Below are 12199 nucleotides of genomic sequence, written 5' to 3' on the forward strand. Positions count from 1 at the left end.
CCCGCGAGCCTAGGCACGGCGGGCCTTCGGTCTCCACCGGGTTTCCAGGCACCGGGGCCTGTGCTCACGCCCCGCCGAGGTGCCGCGGCGCAGCTCGGCTCCTGGGGCGAGCGCCTACCCTTGAGCCGCGGACAGCGAGCCGGCGGACTGCCGTGGCCCGTCCGGGAAGGCGGTGGCGTTCCATGCGGTACGTGGCGGTGAGCGCGCTGAGTCATCCCGGGCTGCTCCGCGAACGGAACGAGGACAGCCTCGTGATCGGGCCGTGGACCCTGTGCGCCACGGTGACGGAGAGTCCGCAGACCCTCATGTTCCCGCTCGGTACGCCCCTTGTCGTCGCCGTTGCCGACGGGCTCGGCGGACATCCCGGCGGCGACGTGGCCAGCGCCCTGGTCGCCCGCCGGATCGCGTCCGTCGGACCCGCCCTGAGCGCCGAGGACGCCGTCCGCGACGCCCTGAACGCCTGCAATCGCGCCCTGTACGCGGCCGCCGGCGGCGAGGAGGAGACCGAGCTCACCGCCATGGGCACGACGGTCGCCGGCATCGTCGTACAGTCCGGCTCGCTGCTGGTGTTCAACGTGGGGGACAGCCGGGTCTACGCGGCTTCCCGCGACGGGCTGCGCCAGGTGAGCGTCGATGACAGCCCGCCGCTCGAACCGGGGCAGCGCACCACGTCCATCGTCACCCAGTGCCTGGGCGGCAGCCCCTCGTACCGCGCCGTCCACCCCCATGTGACGGCCGAGTCCCTGTCTCCCGGCGACCGCTACCTCGTCTGCACCGACGGCCTGACCGATCCGCTGCCCGCGGATGTGCTCGACGAGGTGATGCGGGAGCACGACGACGGCCGCGCCGCCTTCGAGCTGTGGAAGGCGGCCATCGCCGCGGGCGGCCCCGACAACATCACGCTGGCGGTCGTTCGCGTCGCGGACGACTAGGGATACGCGGCACGCATGACCAGGGATACGCGTCGCGCACGACTAGGGAGAGCCCGGATCCGACTCCGCCTCGCCGAGCGGGAAGCCGTATCGCCCCTGCAACCGGACGAAGCAGGCCGAGGTCACCACCCGCAGCCGCGCCAGCCCCGCCGCGGTACGCCCGAAGCAGACCACCTGCTCGTGTCCCCCCGGCCCGATCGGCTGCACCAGACGGCCACCCGGGCGTACCTGCGCGACCAGCGGCGCGGGCACCTCCGGGAAGGCGGCCGACACGAGGACGGCGTCGTACGGAGCCCGGTCCGGCACGCCGCCGCTGCCGTCGCCGACCCGCAGTTCCACGTTCCGCACGCCCTGACGTGCCAGATTCACGCGCGCCTCGCGGGCTATGTCCGGCCGCATCTCGATGCTGACCACGTCCGCGGCCAGCTGTGCGAGCAGAGCGGTCTGGAAGCCCAGGCCCGTGCCGACCTCCAGGACGTGCTCAGACCCGTCCAGCTCAAGGCCCTCGATCATCATGGCGGACAGCGAGGGCTGGGTGGTGACCTGCCCCTGCCCGATCGCAATGGGCACGTCGAAGTAGGCGGCGGCCTGCTGGTCGGCCGGGACGAATCCCGCGCGGGGCGTCGTCCGGACGGCCGCGAGCAGTCGCTCGTCCCCGACCCCGGCGGACACCAGGGCCCGCACGAGATCGTCCGGTTCTCCGCGTACGGGGTTCACGGCCGGGTTCACCGCACCATCAGGTGGCGACGCCTACGGTGGAGACATGAGCGAGATCGTCGTCTACGAACTCGACAGGCCGGGCGCAACACGCTCCACCGGGGCCACGGGACCGGCGGGTGGCGTGGAACGCCGCGTCCGCAAGGTGCACGCGGCACCCGCGGCACCGGGGTCGCGGACGGCCGCGGGACCGCGGACCCTCTGCGGCAGGGACACCTTCGCCATGGAGACGACCGACTGGAAGCCCGCCGAACATCCGGGAGCGCCCTGGTACCCCGAGGAACACGCATCTCTGGTCTGCCCGGACTGCGATGCCGTGATGGAGACCTGACCGGCGTAGCCGCCGCCCGGCGCTGCCACGCTCACCGTGTGCGCGCCGCTCACCCGCGTTCCAGGTACTCCTTGAAGTGCTCCAGATCGCTGCGGACGAGCCGTTCGATCGCGTTCGTCTGGGCGAACCCCTTCGGCCCGCCGAAGGCGTCCCGGACCGTGCCGGGGTCGTACTCCAGCCGTGCCTGGATCCGGGTGTGGTTCTGGTCGATCGGCTGGACCGAGAAGGAGCCCGTCAGCTCGGGAGCGCTCGTGGTGAGCCACTCCATCACGTGCTCGCCGCGGTCGGTCACCTCGGCCTCGACCTCCCGGGCCCGGCCGCCTGCCTCGACCTCCAGATGTGCTCGGCCCCCCGCCTCCGTACGCGCGCCCCGCACTCCGTCCACGAAGCGCGGGTAGTTCTCCACCCGGTGAAGCGTCTCCCAGGCCCTGTCGACCGGAACATCGACGTCGACATGCAGCTCAAGGGTGCTCATGGCTCACCTCCACGTGCGGCTCATGACGCATGGCCTTCCGCTTACAAGTGTGCGCCCGGCGGGGCGCGAGGGGAGCCGTGCGGCCCGCACCAGGGGCAGCGCCGAAGCGCCGGCGTCCGTGAGCTGCACCTGCGGAATTGCAAAATTTCGCAATTGGTTAGATGCTTAGTCGACTGTGTCCGCTCCGATGCGGGCCGCGTCGTCGTAGGGAAGCCGAGGGCTCGTGTCCGTTCCGCTGTACCAGGCCAAGGCCGAGTTCTTCCGGATGCTGGGGCATCCCGTACGGATACGGGTGCTGGAACTGCTGCAGGACGGACCGCGGCCGGTGCGGGACCTGCTGGCCGCCATCGAGGTGGAACCCTCGGGCCTGTCCCAGCAGCTGGCGGTGCTGCGCCGGTCCGGGATCGTCACCGCCACCCGGGAGGGATCGACCGTCGTCTACGAGCTGGCCGGAGGGGACGTCGCCGACCTGATGAAGGCTGCGCGCCGGATCCTGACCGAGATGCTCGCCGGCCGCAGCGAACTGCTGGCCGAGCTGCGGGACGCCGAGGTCGCCGCGCGATGACTTCGGGGATCAGCGGGGCGAAGGCCCGGCTCACCGCACTCCTGCCAGCCCGCGCCGACCTGGCGGACATGCGCCGCGACCCCCGGCGGGACCTGCTGGCCGGTCTCACCGTGGCGATCGTGGCTCTGCCGCTCGCGCTCGGCTTCGGCGTCTCCTCCGGTCTCGGCGCCGAGGCGGGACTGGCGACCGCCGTGGTCGCCGGCGCGCTTGCCGCGCTGTTCGGCGGGTCCAACCTCCAGGTGTCCGGGCCCACCGGAGCCATGACCGTGGTGCTGGTGCCGATCGTCGGCAAGTACGGGCCGACCGGCGTACTGACCGTCGGGCTGATGGCGGGCCTCATGCTTGTGGCGTTGGCAGCGCTGCGGGCCGGCAGGTACATGCAATACGTGCCCGCACCCGTGGTCGAGGGCTTCACTCTCGGCATCGCCTGCGTGATCGGGCTCCAACAGGTCCCGAACGCGCTCGGCGTGCCCAAGCCCGAGGGTGACCGGGTGCTGGTGGTGACCTGGCGGGCCGTCGAAGCGTTCGCGCGGCATCCGAACTGGACGGCGGTCGGATTCGCCGGGGCGGTGGCCGTGGTCATGCTGATCGGCGCCCGCCGGTGGCCGACCGTCCCGTTCTCCATCCTCGCGGTCATCGCGGCGACCGTCGTGTCCCAGTGCGCGCGGCTGGACGCGGCGAAGCCGATCGGCGACCTGCCGTCCGGGCTGCCCGCGCCGTCCCTCGGTTTCCTGGACCTCGGTTCGCTCGGCACCCTGCTCGGCCCGGCCGCGGCCGTGGCGGCGCTCGCGGCCCTGGAGTCACTGCTGTCCGCCTCGGTCGCGGACGGGATGACGGTGGGGCAGAAGCACGACCCGGACCGGGAGCTGTTCGGGCAGGGCCTCGCCAATATCGCCGCTCCGCTCTTCGGCGGCGTCCCCGCTACCGGTGCGATCGCCCGTACCGCGGTCAATGTCCGCACCGGCGCGGGCTCCCGGCTGGCCGCCCTCACCCACGCCGCGGTCCTCGCGGTAATCGTCTTCGCGGCGGCGCCCCTTGTCTCGAAGATCCCGCTGGCCGCCCTGGCCGGGGTACTGCTGGCCACCGCGATCCGCATGGTCGAGGTCGGCTCGCTGTGGGCGATGGCGAAGGCGACCCGCTCGGACGCGGTGATTCTCGTCCTCACCGCCGCGGCGACCCTCGTCCTGGACCTCGTCTACGCCGTGATCATCGGCCTGGTCGTGGCGGGCGCCCTGGCCCTGCGCGCCGTGGCCAAGCAGGCCCGCTTCGACCAGGTGCCCCTCGACCGGGGCGACCACAGCGCCGAGGAGCACGCCCTGCTGGCCGAGCACATCGTCGCGTACCGCATCGACGGGCCGCTGTTCTTCGCCGCCGCGCACCGCTTCCTGCTGGAGCTGACCGATGTGGCCGACGTCCGGGTGGTCATCCTGCGCATGTCGCGGGTGTCGACCATGGACGCCACCGGGGCGCTGGTCCTCAAGGACGCGGTGGAGAAGCTGACACGGCGCGGCATCCTCGTCCTGGCCTCCGGTATACGCCCTGGCCAGCACCAGGTCCTGGACTCCGTCGGCGCGCTGGACCTGCTGCGGCACGACGGCCGGGAATACGCCACCACCCCGGAAGCGATCCGAGGCGCGCGCGACCACCTGGAACTCGCCGGACTCCTGCCCGCACCTGCCCACCCCAAGCCCCGAACCTCCAGCGAGGAAGCCCTGCGATGAGCACTCCCCCCGGCCCTCCGCATGGTCGAGGTCTCCGGCCCGGAGACCCGGAGCTGACCCGGGATCTCGGCGCCACCGGTGGTCCGCGCGGACGCCGACGGGCGGGGCAAGAGCATCTGGATCACCCTCCCCCTCTGACCCCGACGGGCCGCACCGCAAAGAAGTTCACCCCCATGACCATCGAGGGGCGCTGCACCATCGAGCAGGATCTCGGCATCCTCTCCGTCGCCGGACATCTGGGCCGGGAGGCGGTCCGTCGCTTCGGTGGCGCGGTCGGCTGGGTGGTCGCCCGCGGCACCGGACCGGTCATCCTCGACCTGACCGCGCTGCTCAGCCGGTCCGCCGAGGGCCGGCTGGCCATCACCGAGCCCGCACGCCGCCTCGCCGGGGCGGGTCGTGGCCTGGAACCGGCCGCCATCCCCGCCGGCGGCTCGCTGGTCCCGACCGGCGACTGCCCGGATCCGCGTCCACTGCGACCTGGCCGCCGCCCTCGCCGCCCATGCCCGGCACCCATCGGTCCCCGAGGAGGGTCAGCAGGCATGGCGCACCGACGGCCGGCCCGCCTGACCCCTGCCCGACCCGCACACCCGCTCACTGACGGAAAGACCCTTGTGCCATGAGTGACAACCTTCCCCCCTGCCCAGAATGCTCCGGTGCGTACACCTACGAGATGGGTACGCTCCTGGTCTGCCCCGAGTGCGGCCACGAATGGTCGCCGTCCGCGGAGTCCGCAGATGATGCCGGGGCCAAGGTGATCAGGGACGCGGTGGGCAATGTGCTCGCCGACGGTGACACCGTGACGGTGGTCAGGACGCTCAAGGTCAAGGGCAGCCCCACCGGGATCAAGGCGGGTACCAAGGTGCGCAACATCCGCCTCGTCGACGGTGTGGACGGCCACGACATCGACTGCAGGGTCGACGGGTTCGGCGCCATGCAGCTCAAGTCCAGCGTGGTCAAGAAGGCCTGACCCGACACCTCGCCGTGCCGGCCGCCCGCACGACGTCCCGGGCGGTTGCGCGTCCGCGGTCCTCGTCCTCGCCTGCGGATTCGGCTTGGCCGCGTCCGCAGGCGAGGATGGGCCGCATGTTCGTGACGAGTGGGTGGATGCGATGCGCCGAGGCCCGGCCGGCGGGGCCGTGCCGCTGCACCGGGGAGGGGACGGCCAGGTGAGTACGCCGCTGTACCAGCTGAAGGCCGAGTTCTTCAAGACGCTCGGTCACCCGGCCCGCATCCGGGTCCTGGAGCTGTTGAGCGAGCGCGAGCACGCGGTCGCGGAGATGCTGCCCGAGGTGGGCATCGAGCCCGCGCACCTCTCGCAGCAACTCGCCGTGCTGCGGCGGGCCAACCTGGTCAAGACCCGCAAGGAGGGCTCGACCGTGTACTACTCGCTCACCAGCCCGCACGTCACCGAACTGCTGCGCGTGGCCCGTATGATCCTCTCCGGCGTGCTCGCCGGCCAGGCCGAACTCCTCGCCGACCTGCAGGCCGCGCAGGGCGAGGGGACGCCGCCGTCGTAGCGAAGGCCGCCTCCCGAGCCGACACGGGGTGGCCCGAGCCGCGCCGCCGGCGGCCTTCAACCGTGTACGACGCTGAGCGGTATGGCGCCCGTGCTTCAACCTGCCCGCGCGGGCGACGACCGCTGACGGTCTCAGATGTCTCCCTGCACCAGGGCGTGCAGATGCTCGTCGTGCCATCCGTCCTCGTGCAGCAGCGCGCTGCGCTGCGTGCCCTCGTAGGAGTAGCCGGCCTTCTCCGCCACGCGGCAGGACGCGGGATTCGCGGTCGAGTGGCACAGGCGGAGCCGGTGCAGGCCCAGCTCGTCGAGGGCCCACCGGCTGACGACCCGGGTCGCTTCGGCGACGACACCGCCGCCTCGTGCGGCGGGCAGGATCCAGTAGAGGATCTCGGCGTTGCCGTCGGCGAGGTCGATGTCCCCCCATCCGATCAGGCCCAGGGCCTCGCCGCCGTCCGCCCGGGCGATGGCCCAGATCGCGGCCTCCTCGGTCTGCCAGCGCCGGTGCATCCGCTCGATCCTCCGGCGCGCGCCCTCCGGTGACCCCACCTCCAGGCGGTTCCACTTCCGTATGGCCGGATCCTGGCCGGCGGCCACCAGGACACCGGCGTCGTCGACGTGCCACGGCCGCAGCTCCAGGCCGTGGGGCAGACCGAGCACCGGCTGCTGGAGCTGGGCCATCCGACCTGCGGGAACGACCGGGGGCACCGGTGACGACGGGATCATGGACACATCCTGTCAGAGGCATCGAGTCCTGATCCACCGCCCCGTGGGGCGGTTATCGGCAGAGTCGGAGTGCGGCCGCCCATAGGGACAGCCGGTCTTCTCGTCCCGGCCCACCGCGACGGAGCCCGGGGCGGGGTTCTCCGGGGACGGCCTACCCTTTACGCATGACCAGCAGCAGCGACCGGAGCCCCGCAGTGGACGTTCAAGCACCCAAGACGTATGAAGTGCGCACCTACGGGTGCCAGATGAACGTCCACGATTCCGAGCGGTTGGCCGGCCTGCTCGAAGACGCCGGGTATGTGCGGGCCCCCGAGGGGTCGGACGGGGACGCGGACGTGGTCGTGTTCAACACCTGCGCCGTACGGGAGAACGCCGACAACCGGCTGTACGGCAACCTCGGCAGGCTCGCGCCGAAGAAGGCCTCGCGGCCCGGCATGCAGATCGCGGTCGGCGGCTGCCTCGCGCAGAAGGACCGCGACACCATCGTGAAGAAGGCGCCCTGGGTGGACGTCGTCTTCGGTACGCACAACATCGGCAAGCTGCCGGTCCTGCTGGAGCGCGCCCGCGTGCAGGAGGAGGCGCAGGTCGAGATCGCCGAGTCGCTGGAGGCCTTCCCGTCCACCCTGCCGACCCGGCGCGAGAGCGCCTACGCGGCCTGGGTGTCGATCTCCGTCGGCTGCAACAACACCTGCACCTTCTGTATCGTCCCGGCGCTGCGCGGCAAGGAGAAGGACCGCCGGCCCGGCGACATCCTCGCCGAGGTGGAGGCGCTGGTCGCCGAGGGTGTCTCCGAGATCACGCTGCTGGGCCAGAACGTCAACGCGTACGGCTCCGACATCGGCGACCGCGAGGCCTTCAGCAAGCTGCTGCGCGCCTGCGGGAACATCGAGGGCCTGGAGCGGGTCCGCTTCACCTCCCCGCACCCCCGTGACTTCACCGACGACGTCATCGCCGCCATGGCCGAGACACCGAACGTGATGCCGCAGCTGCACATGCCGCTGCAGTCCGGCTCGGACACCGTGCTGAAGGCGATGCGCCGCTCCTACCGGCAGGAGCGTTACCTGGGGATCATCGAGAAGGTGCGGGCCGCCATCCCGCACGCCGCGATCACCACCGACATCATCGTGGGCTTCCCCGGCGAGACCGAGGAGGACTTCGAGCAGACCCTGCACGTGGTCCGCGAGGCGCGCTTCGCGCAGGCCTTCACCTTCCAGTACTCCAAGCGGCCCGGCACCCCGGCCGCGACCATGGAGAACCAGATCCCCAAGGAGGTCGTCCAGGCGCGCTACGAGCGGCTGGTCGCCCTCCAGGAGGAGATCTCCTGGGAGGAGAACAAGAAGCAGGTCGGTCGCACGCTGGAGCTGATGGTGGCCGAGGGCGAGGGGCGCAAGGACGGCGCCACGCACCGGCTCTCCGGCCGCGCCCCCGACAACCGCCTCGTCCACTTCACCAAGCCGGAGCAGGAGGTCCGCCCCGGTGACGTGGTCACGGTCGAGGTGACGTACGCCGCCCCGCACCACCTCCTCGCCGAGGGCCCCGTCCTCTCCGTGCGCCGCACGCGCGCGGGGGACGCCTGGGAGAAGCGCAACGCCGCCGAGGCCGCCAAGCCGGCCGGCGTCATGCTGGGCCTGCCGAGGATCGGGGTGCCGGAGCCGCTGCCGGTCGCCACGGCAAGCGGCTGCGGCTGCGACTGAGGGCCCGTCACGACAGAGATCGACCTGACCGACGTGCTCATCGAGGACCGACTCGGCCGGCGGCTGGCGTACGGCGTACCCTGCCGATCATGCTTGTCGCCGCCGCAGTCTGTCCCTGCCCTCCGCTGATCGTGCCCGAGGTGGCCGCGGGCGCCGCGCACGAGATGGATGCCGCGCGCGCGGCCTGCGCCGACGCCCTGGGTGTGCTCGCCGCTTCCCGCCCGGACCTCCTGGTGGTCGTCGGGCCCGCCGAGCAGAGCGGGCGCGGATCGTTTCCGCAGGGCACTCGGGGGTCCTTCCGCGGCTTCGGGGTCGACGTGGAGGTCCGCCTGGGCCCCGCCGAGGCGGACGTCTCCGAGCGCGAGCTGCCCCCGTCGCTGGCCGTCGGCGCCTGGCTGCTGGAGCGGACCGGCTGGGCGGATGCCCCGATCGAGGGACTCGGTGTCGGGGAAGCGCTCGCGCCCGAGCGGTGCGTCGAAGCCGGAAGGGAGATCGGCGCCAGGGCCGGACGCGTGGCGCTGCTGGTGATGGGAGACGCCAGCGCGTGCCGCACGGTCAAGGCGCCAGGTTACCTGGACGAGCGGGCGGCACCCTTCGACGCGGAGGTCGCCAGGGCGCTGGGCGCGGCGGACGTGGCGGCCGTCCAGGCGCTGGACGCCGAACTGGCACACGAACTGAAGGCCTCCGGCCGGGCGCCCTGGCAGGTCCTGGCCGGCGCCGCCGAGGACGCCGGCCTCAGCGGCGCACTCCTGTACGAGGACGCGCCGTACGGCGTGGGATACATGGTGGCCACCTGGTCCTAGCGCGGCTCGGTGGCCACCCGGTCCCGGAAACCCCGGCGCACGCGAAACCTGCGGACGGCCGGGAGCCGCTGTGCTCCACGACCGTCCGCCGATCCGCCTGCGGTACGGCCGTATGCCGTCCGGCAGGCTCGTGTGCCGCCGTCCAGGAGGCTCAGGAAGCCGGTGGCGGGCCCTCCGGCGGGGTGGGCCGGGTGGGGGTCGTCGGAGTGCCGCCGGCCCGCTCCGGACCGTGACCTTCCTTGTGCGCGAGTCGGTCGACCGCGTGCTTGGCCTTGCCGGTGCCCGCGTGGATCTTCTCGCTGTACTTGTGCTTGGTCCGGTCGTCCACGGCCTTCGCGGCCTTGTCGATACCGTGCTGAACCTTGTCCCCGTGCTGTCGCGCGAGGTCCGACACCTTGTCCCTGGCCGGGCCGAGCTTGGCCTTCATGTTGTCCAACAGACCCATGGTCCACCTTCCCTCGCGGGGCAGTTACCTGCGGGCGCCCTCGCCGGACTCATTGTCGGCGGCCTCCTCGGCGGACTGCTGCCTGGGGATGCCGGAGCCGTCGGACGCGTCGTCCGCGGCGGCGTCCGACCGCGTCGCCGCGTCCTCGCTCTCGCCCCCGGCCGACCCCGTCGCCTCCGCCGACCCGGCCGCCTCGGCCTCCGCCGACTCCGCTTCCTCCGCCTCGGCTCCTTCCGGCTCCGCACCAGCCGGTGCCTCGGCGGCCGAGGTCTCCGGAGTCGTCTTCGACCTTCCGAAGAATCGAGCAAAAACGCCCATATCCACTCCATACGGTACTCGTGCGGGCGAATTCCCGCGTTACCCGGTGCGTACGGTTGCGCCGCCCGGGTCACCGCCTCCGGTGATCCGGATGGCGGTATCCGCCACGGGCAACGACCCGGAATCCCACCCGTCACGTAACTCGTTCGAGGCGCGGCCTGGAGGTTTGCGAGACTGGTGCGGTGAGCAGTGCACCCTCCGCCCCCCGTGTCATCGCCGTCGTCGGACCCACCGCGGCCGGAAAGTCCGATCTCGGTGTTTTCCTGGCCCAACAGCTCGGCGGGGAGGTCGTCAACGCGGACTCCATGCAGCTGTACCGAGGGATGGACATCGGCACCGCCAAGCTGACGCCCGAGGAGCGCGGCGGCATCCCGCACCACCTGCTGGACATCTGGGACGTGACGGTCACCGCCTCCGTCGCCGAGTACCAGAAACTGGCCCGCGCCCGGATCGACGCACTGCTCGCCGAGGGCCGCTGGCCGATCCTGGTCGGCGGCTCCGGCCTGTACGTCCGGGGGGCCGTCGACAACCTGGAGTTCCCCGGTACCGACCCCGAGGTCCGCGCCCGCCTGGAGGAGGAGCTGGCCCTGCGCGGCTCGGGTGCGCTGCACGCCCGGCTGGCCGCCGCCGACCCGGAGGCCGGCCGCGCGATCCTGCCGAGCAACGGCCGCCGTATCGTCCGGGCGCTGGAAGTGATCGAGATCACCGGCCGGCCCTTCACCGCCAATCTGCCGGGTCACGACTCCGTGTACGACACCGTCCAGATCGGAGTCGACGTCGCCCGTCCGGAGCTCGACGAGCGCATCGCGCGCCGTGTCGACCGGATGTGGGAGGCGGGCCTCGTCGACGAGGTGCGCGCACTGGAGGCGGAGGGGTTGCGCGAGGGGCGCACGGCGTCGCGTGCGCTGGGTTACCAGCAGGTGCTCGCGGCGCTCGCCGGAGAGTGCACCGAAGCGGAAGCCCGGGCCGAGACCGTACGCGCGACCAAGCGCTTCGCGCGCCGTCAGGATTCGTGGTTCAGGCGCGATCCCCGGGTGCACTGGTTGAGTGGGGCCGCAGCCGACCGCGGGGAACTTCCGCACCAGGCCCTGGCGTTGGTCGAACGACCGGTTACAGCCTGATCACGTCATGGCATCGGGATGCGCCGCCGGTCATCGAGGCCTTCGGTGCCGTGCCATCATCGAGCTTCGATCGACCAAGTGGAGCCTAGTTGGGAGGGCGCGTGGCGATGGAGGCCGGCCCTCGCGACACCGCACAGAGTGCCGAGCACGTCACCACTGCGGGTGACGAACCGGCCCCGGGCGGCCGTCTGACCGACGACTGCCCGGCCGAGGACCGTCTGACCGAAGAGCGTCTGAGCGGAGACCGCCCGGCCGGCCACCGGCTGCCCGAAGCCCGTCGGACCGGGGACCTGCCGGCGGAGGCCGAAGGCCGGCCGGCGGAGGCCCGCCTCACCGACGACCGGCTCGTCGACCCCCGGCTCACCGAAGATCGGCTCACGGAAGACCGGCTCACCGCGGACCGGCTGACCGACGACGGTCCCGACGAGACGCCGGACGGTGTGACCGACGACGGGCCGGCGCCCGAGGAGATGTACCCGGGCGGTCCGGAGGTCGAGGTCGAGCTGCGCCCGCAGCGCAGGCTCCGCCTCTGGCAGCTCGCTCCCATCGTGGGACTGTCCGCCGTCGGCTCCCTGATGTTCGCCTTCCCGCTCGCCTTCGACTTCGGCGACAGCGGCGCCGTCATCGCCATGCTCGGCCTGCTGATCTGCTCCTGCGCCGCCGGCTGGGGCATGATGGCCGCCCGCCGCGTGGGCTACACCATGCCCGGCCTCCCGCCACGCGGCTCGGACCAGCGCCCGGACTGGCGGGTCGTACTCGGATACGTCCTCCTGGTGGCCGTGGTCGTGGTCCTCGCGGTCTGGCGCGTGGCAAGGCTGCGCTGAACAACCGGTCCGCA

General features: G+C 72.2%; 16 protein-coding genes. 11 read left to right on the forward strand and 5 right to left on the reverse strand.

Features of this window, described 5'->3' with window-relative positions; genetic code table 11:
* The first annotated feature begins 182 nt into the window (after positions 1 to 182).
* On the forward strand, positions 183 to 932 hold the full coding sequence (locus ACZ5NH_RS28270; protein ID WP_468779116.1) for a PP2C family protein-serine/threonine phosphatase: 750 nt from the start codon (positions 183 to 185) through the stop codon (positions 930 to 932).
* A gap of 42 nt (positions 933 to 974) precedes the next feature.
* On the opposite strand, the gene ACZ5NH_RS28275 is transcribed toward ACZ5NH_RS28270, so the two are convergent.
* On the reverse strand, positions 975 to 1649 hold the full coding sequence (locus ACZ5NH_RS28275; RefSeq protein WP_468779118.1) for a protein-L-isoaspartate O-methyltransferase family protein: 675 nt from the start codon (positions 1647 to 1649) through the stop codon (positions 975 to 977).
* 46 nt (positions 1650 to 1695) lie between these two features.
* Between ACZ5NH_RS28275 and ACZ5NH_RS28280 the strand changes: the two genes are divergently transcribed.
* Positions 1696 to 1980 carry a hypothetical protein gene (locus ACZ5NH_RS28280; RefSeq protein WP_451554825.1) on the forward strand — a complete coding sequence of 95 codons (285 nt, stop codon included), beginning with the start codon at positions 1696 to 1698 and terminating at the stop codon, positions 1978 to 1980.
* 49 nt (positions 1981 to 2029) lie between these two features.
* Here ACZ5NH_RS28280 and ACZ5NH_RS28285 read toward each other — a convergent pair whose 3' ends face one another.
* Positions 2030 to 2455 (reverse strand): SRPBCC family protein, encoded by a 426-nt coding sequence (locus tag ACZ5NH_RS28285; RefSeq protein WP_450985583.1) that lies wholly within the window; start codon positions 2453 to 2455, stop codon positions 2030 to 2032.
* 223 nt (positions 2456 to 2678) lie between these two features.
* On the opposite strand from ACZ5NH_RS28285, the gene ACZ5NH_RS28290 reads away from it, so the two are divergent.
* From ACZ5NH_RS28290 to ACZ5NH_RS28310, 5 genes are all read left to right on the forward strand, one after another.
* On the forward strand, positions 2679 to 3020 hold the full coding sequence (locus ACZ5NH_RS28290; protein ID WP_451554827.1) for an ArsR/SmtB family transcription factor: 342 nt from the start codon (positions 2679 to 2681) through the stop codon (positions 3018 to 3020).
* Positions 3017 to 4741 carry a SulP family inorganic anion transporter gene (locus ACZ5NH_RS28295; RefSeq protein WP_468779121.1) on the forward strand — a complete coding sequence of 575 codons (1725 nt, stop codon included), beginning with the start codon at positions 3017 to 3019 and terminating at the stop codon, positions 4739 to 4741. The genes ACZ5NH_RS28290 and ACZ5NH_RS28295 overlap by 4 nt, the downstream gene beginning before the upstream one ends.
* Positions 4742 to 4914: 173 nt before the next feature.
* Positions 4915 to 5361 (forward strand): anti-sigma factor antagonist, encoded by a 447-nt coding sequence (locus ACZ5NH_RS28300; RefSeq protein WP_468779123.1) that lies wholly within the window; start codon positions 4915 to 4917, stop codon positions 5359 to 5361.
* A complete protein-coding gene (locus ACZ5NH_RS28305) occupies positions 5358 to 5708 on the forward strand; it encodes a zinc ribbon domain-containing protein YjdM (RefSeq protein WP_468779125.1) in 351 nt (116 codons plus the stop codon). Before ACZ5NH_RS28300 ends, ACZ5NH_RS28305 begins: the two co-directional genes overlap by 4 nt.
* Positions 5709 to 5907: 199 nt before the next feature.
* A complete protein-coding gene (locus ACZ5NH_RS28310; RefSeq protein WP_468779127.1) occupies positions 5908 to 6258 on the forward strand; it encodes an ArsR/SmtB family transcription factor in 351 nt (116 codons plus the stop codon).
* 131 nt (positions 6259 to 6389) lie between these two features.
* Here ACZ5NH_RS28310 and ACZ5NH_RS28315 read toward each other — a convergent pair whose 3' ends face one another.
* Positions 6390 to 6980 carry a GNAT family N-acetyltransferase gene (locus tag ACZ5NH_RS28315; RefSeq protein ID WP_388635711.1) on the reverse strand — a complete coding sequence of 197 codons (591 nt, stop codon included), beginning with the start codon at positions 6978 to 6980 and terminating at the stop codon, positions 6390 to 6392.
* A gap of 164 nt (positions 6981 to 7144) precedes the next feature.
* Here ACZ5NH_RS28315 and miaB point away from each other — a divergent pair, with 164 nt between their 5' ends.
* Together miaB and ACZ5NH_RS28325 are read left to right on the forward strand one after the other, a co-directional pair.
* Positions 7145 to 8674 (forward strand): tRNA (N6-isopentenyl adenosine(37)-C2)-methylthiotransferase MiaB, encoded by a 1530-nt coding sequence (miaB, locus tag ACZ5NH_RS28320; protein ID WP_450985575.1) that lies wholly within the window; start codon positions 7145 to 7147, stop codon positions 8672 to 8674.
* Between the two features lie 89 nt (positions 8675 to 8763).
* Positions 8764 to 9477, forward strand: coding sequence for a class III extradiol dioxygenase subunit B-like domain-containing protein (locus tag ACZ5NH_RS28325; RefSeq protein ID WP_468779130.1), 714 nt, complete (start codon positions 8764 to 8766; stop codon positions 9475 to 9477).
* Between the two features lie 151 nt (positions 9478 to 9628).
* Here ACZ5NH_RS28325 and ACZ5NH_RS28330 read toward each other — a convergent pair whose 3' ends face one another.
* Positions 9629 to 9922 carry an antitoxin gene (locus ACZ5NH_RS28330; protein WP_388635717.1) on the reverse strand — a complete coding sequence of 98 codons (294 nt, stop codon included), beginning with the start codon at positions 9920 to 9922 and terminating at the stop codon, positions 9629 to 9631.
* Positions 9923 to 9946: 24 nt separating this feature from the next.
* Complete coding sequence (locus ACZ5NH_RS28335) at positions 9947 to 10240, reverse strand: hypothetical protein (RefSeq protein WP_468779132.1); 294 nt, start codon at positions 10238 to 10240, stop codon at positions 9947 to 9949.
* A 182-nt stretch (positions 10241 to 10422) separates the two neighbouring features.
* Between ACZ5NH_RS28335 and miaA the strand changes: the two genes are divergently transcribed.
* Positions 10423 to 11361 carry a tRNA (adenosine(37)-N6)-dimethylallyltransferase MiaA gene (miaA, locus tag ACZ5NH_RS28340; protein WP_468779133.1) on the forward strand — a complete coding sequence of 313 codons (939 nt, stop codon included), beginning with the start codon at positions 10423 to 10425 and terminating at the stop codon, positions 11359 to 11361.
* A 290-nt stretch (positions 11362 to 11651) separates the two neighbouring features.
* A complete protein-coding gene (locus tag ACZ5NH_RS28345) occupies positions 11652 to 12185 on the forward strand; it encodes a hypothetical protein (protein WP_468779284.1) in 534 nt (177 codons plus the stop codon).
* Positions 12186 to 12199: the final 14 nt, after the last annotated feature.

The organism is Streptomyces sp. NPDC031426 (genome assembly GCF_055581585.1).

What these genes read in the sequence shown, in the direction of transcription:
- ACZ5NH_RS28280 (WP_451554825.1), top strand. Translation starts at nt 1,696, where the DNA reads ATGAGCGAGATCGTCGTCTACGAACTCGACAGGCCGGGCGCAACACGC.
- ACZ5NH_RS28270 (WP_468779116.1), top strand. Translation starts at nt 183, where the DNA reads ATGCGGTACGTGGCGGTGAGCGCGCTGAGTCATCCCGGGCTGCTCCGC.
- ACZ5NH_RS28300 (WP_468779123.1), top strand. Translation starts at nt 4,915, where the DNA reads ATGACCATCGAGGGGCGCTGCACCATCGAGCAGGATCTCGGCATCCTC.
- ACZ5NH_RS28295 (WP_468779121.1), top strand. Translation starts at nt 3,017, where the DNA reads ATGACTTCGGGGATCAGCGGGGCGAAGGCCCGGCTCACCGCACTCCTG.
- ACZ5NH_RS28330 (WP_388635717.1), bottom strand. Translation starts at nt 9,922, where the DNA reads ATGGGTCTGTTGGACAACATGAAGGCCAAGCTCGGCCCGGCCAGGGAC.
- ACZ5NH_RS28305 (WP_468779125.1), top strand. Translation starts at nt 5,358, where the DNA reads ATGAGTGACAACCTTCCCCCCTGCCCAGAATGCTCCGGTGCGTACACC.
- ACZ5NH_RS28315 (WP_388635711.1), bottom strand. Translation starts at nt 6,980, where the DNA reads ATGATCCCGTCGTCACCGGTGCCCCCGGTCGTTCCCGCAGGTCGGATG.
- ACZ5NH_RS28335 (WP_468779132.1), bottom strand. Translation starts at nt 10,240, where the DNA reads ATGGGCGTTTTTGCTCGATTCTTCGGAAGGTCGAAGACGACTCCGGAG.
- ACZ5NH_RS28285 (WP_450985583.1), bottom strand. Translation starts at nt 2,455, where the DNA reads ATGAGCACCCTTGAGCTGCATGTCGACGTCGATGTTCCGGTCGACAGG.
- ACZ5NH_RS28325 (WP_468779130.1), top strand. Translation starts at nt 8,764, where the DNA reads ATGCTTGTCGCCGCCGCAGTCTGTCCCTGCCCTCCGCTGATCGTGCCC.
- miaB (WP_450985575.1), top strand. Translation starts at nt 7,145, where the DNA reads ATGACCAGCAGCAGCGACCGGAGCCCCGCAGTGGACGTTCAAGCACCC.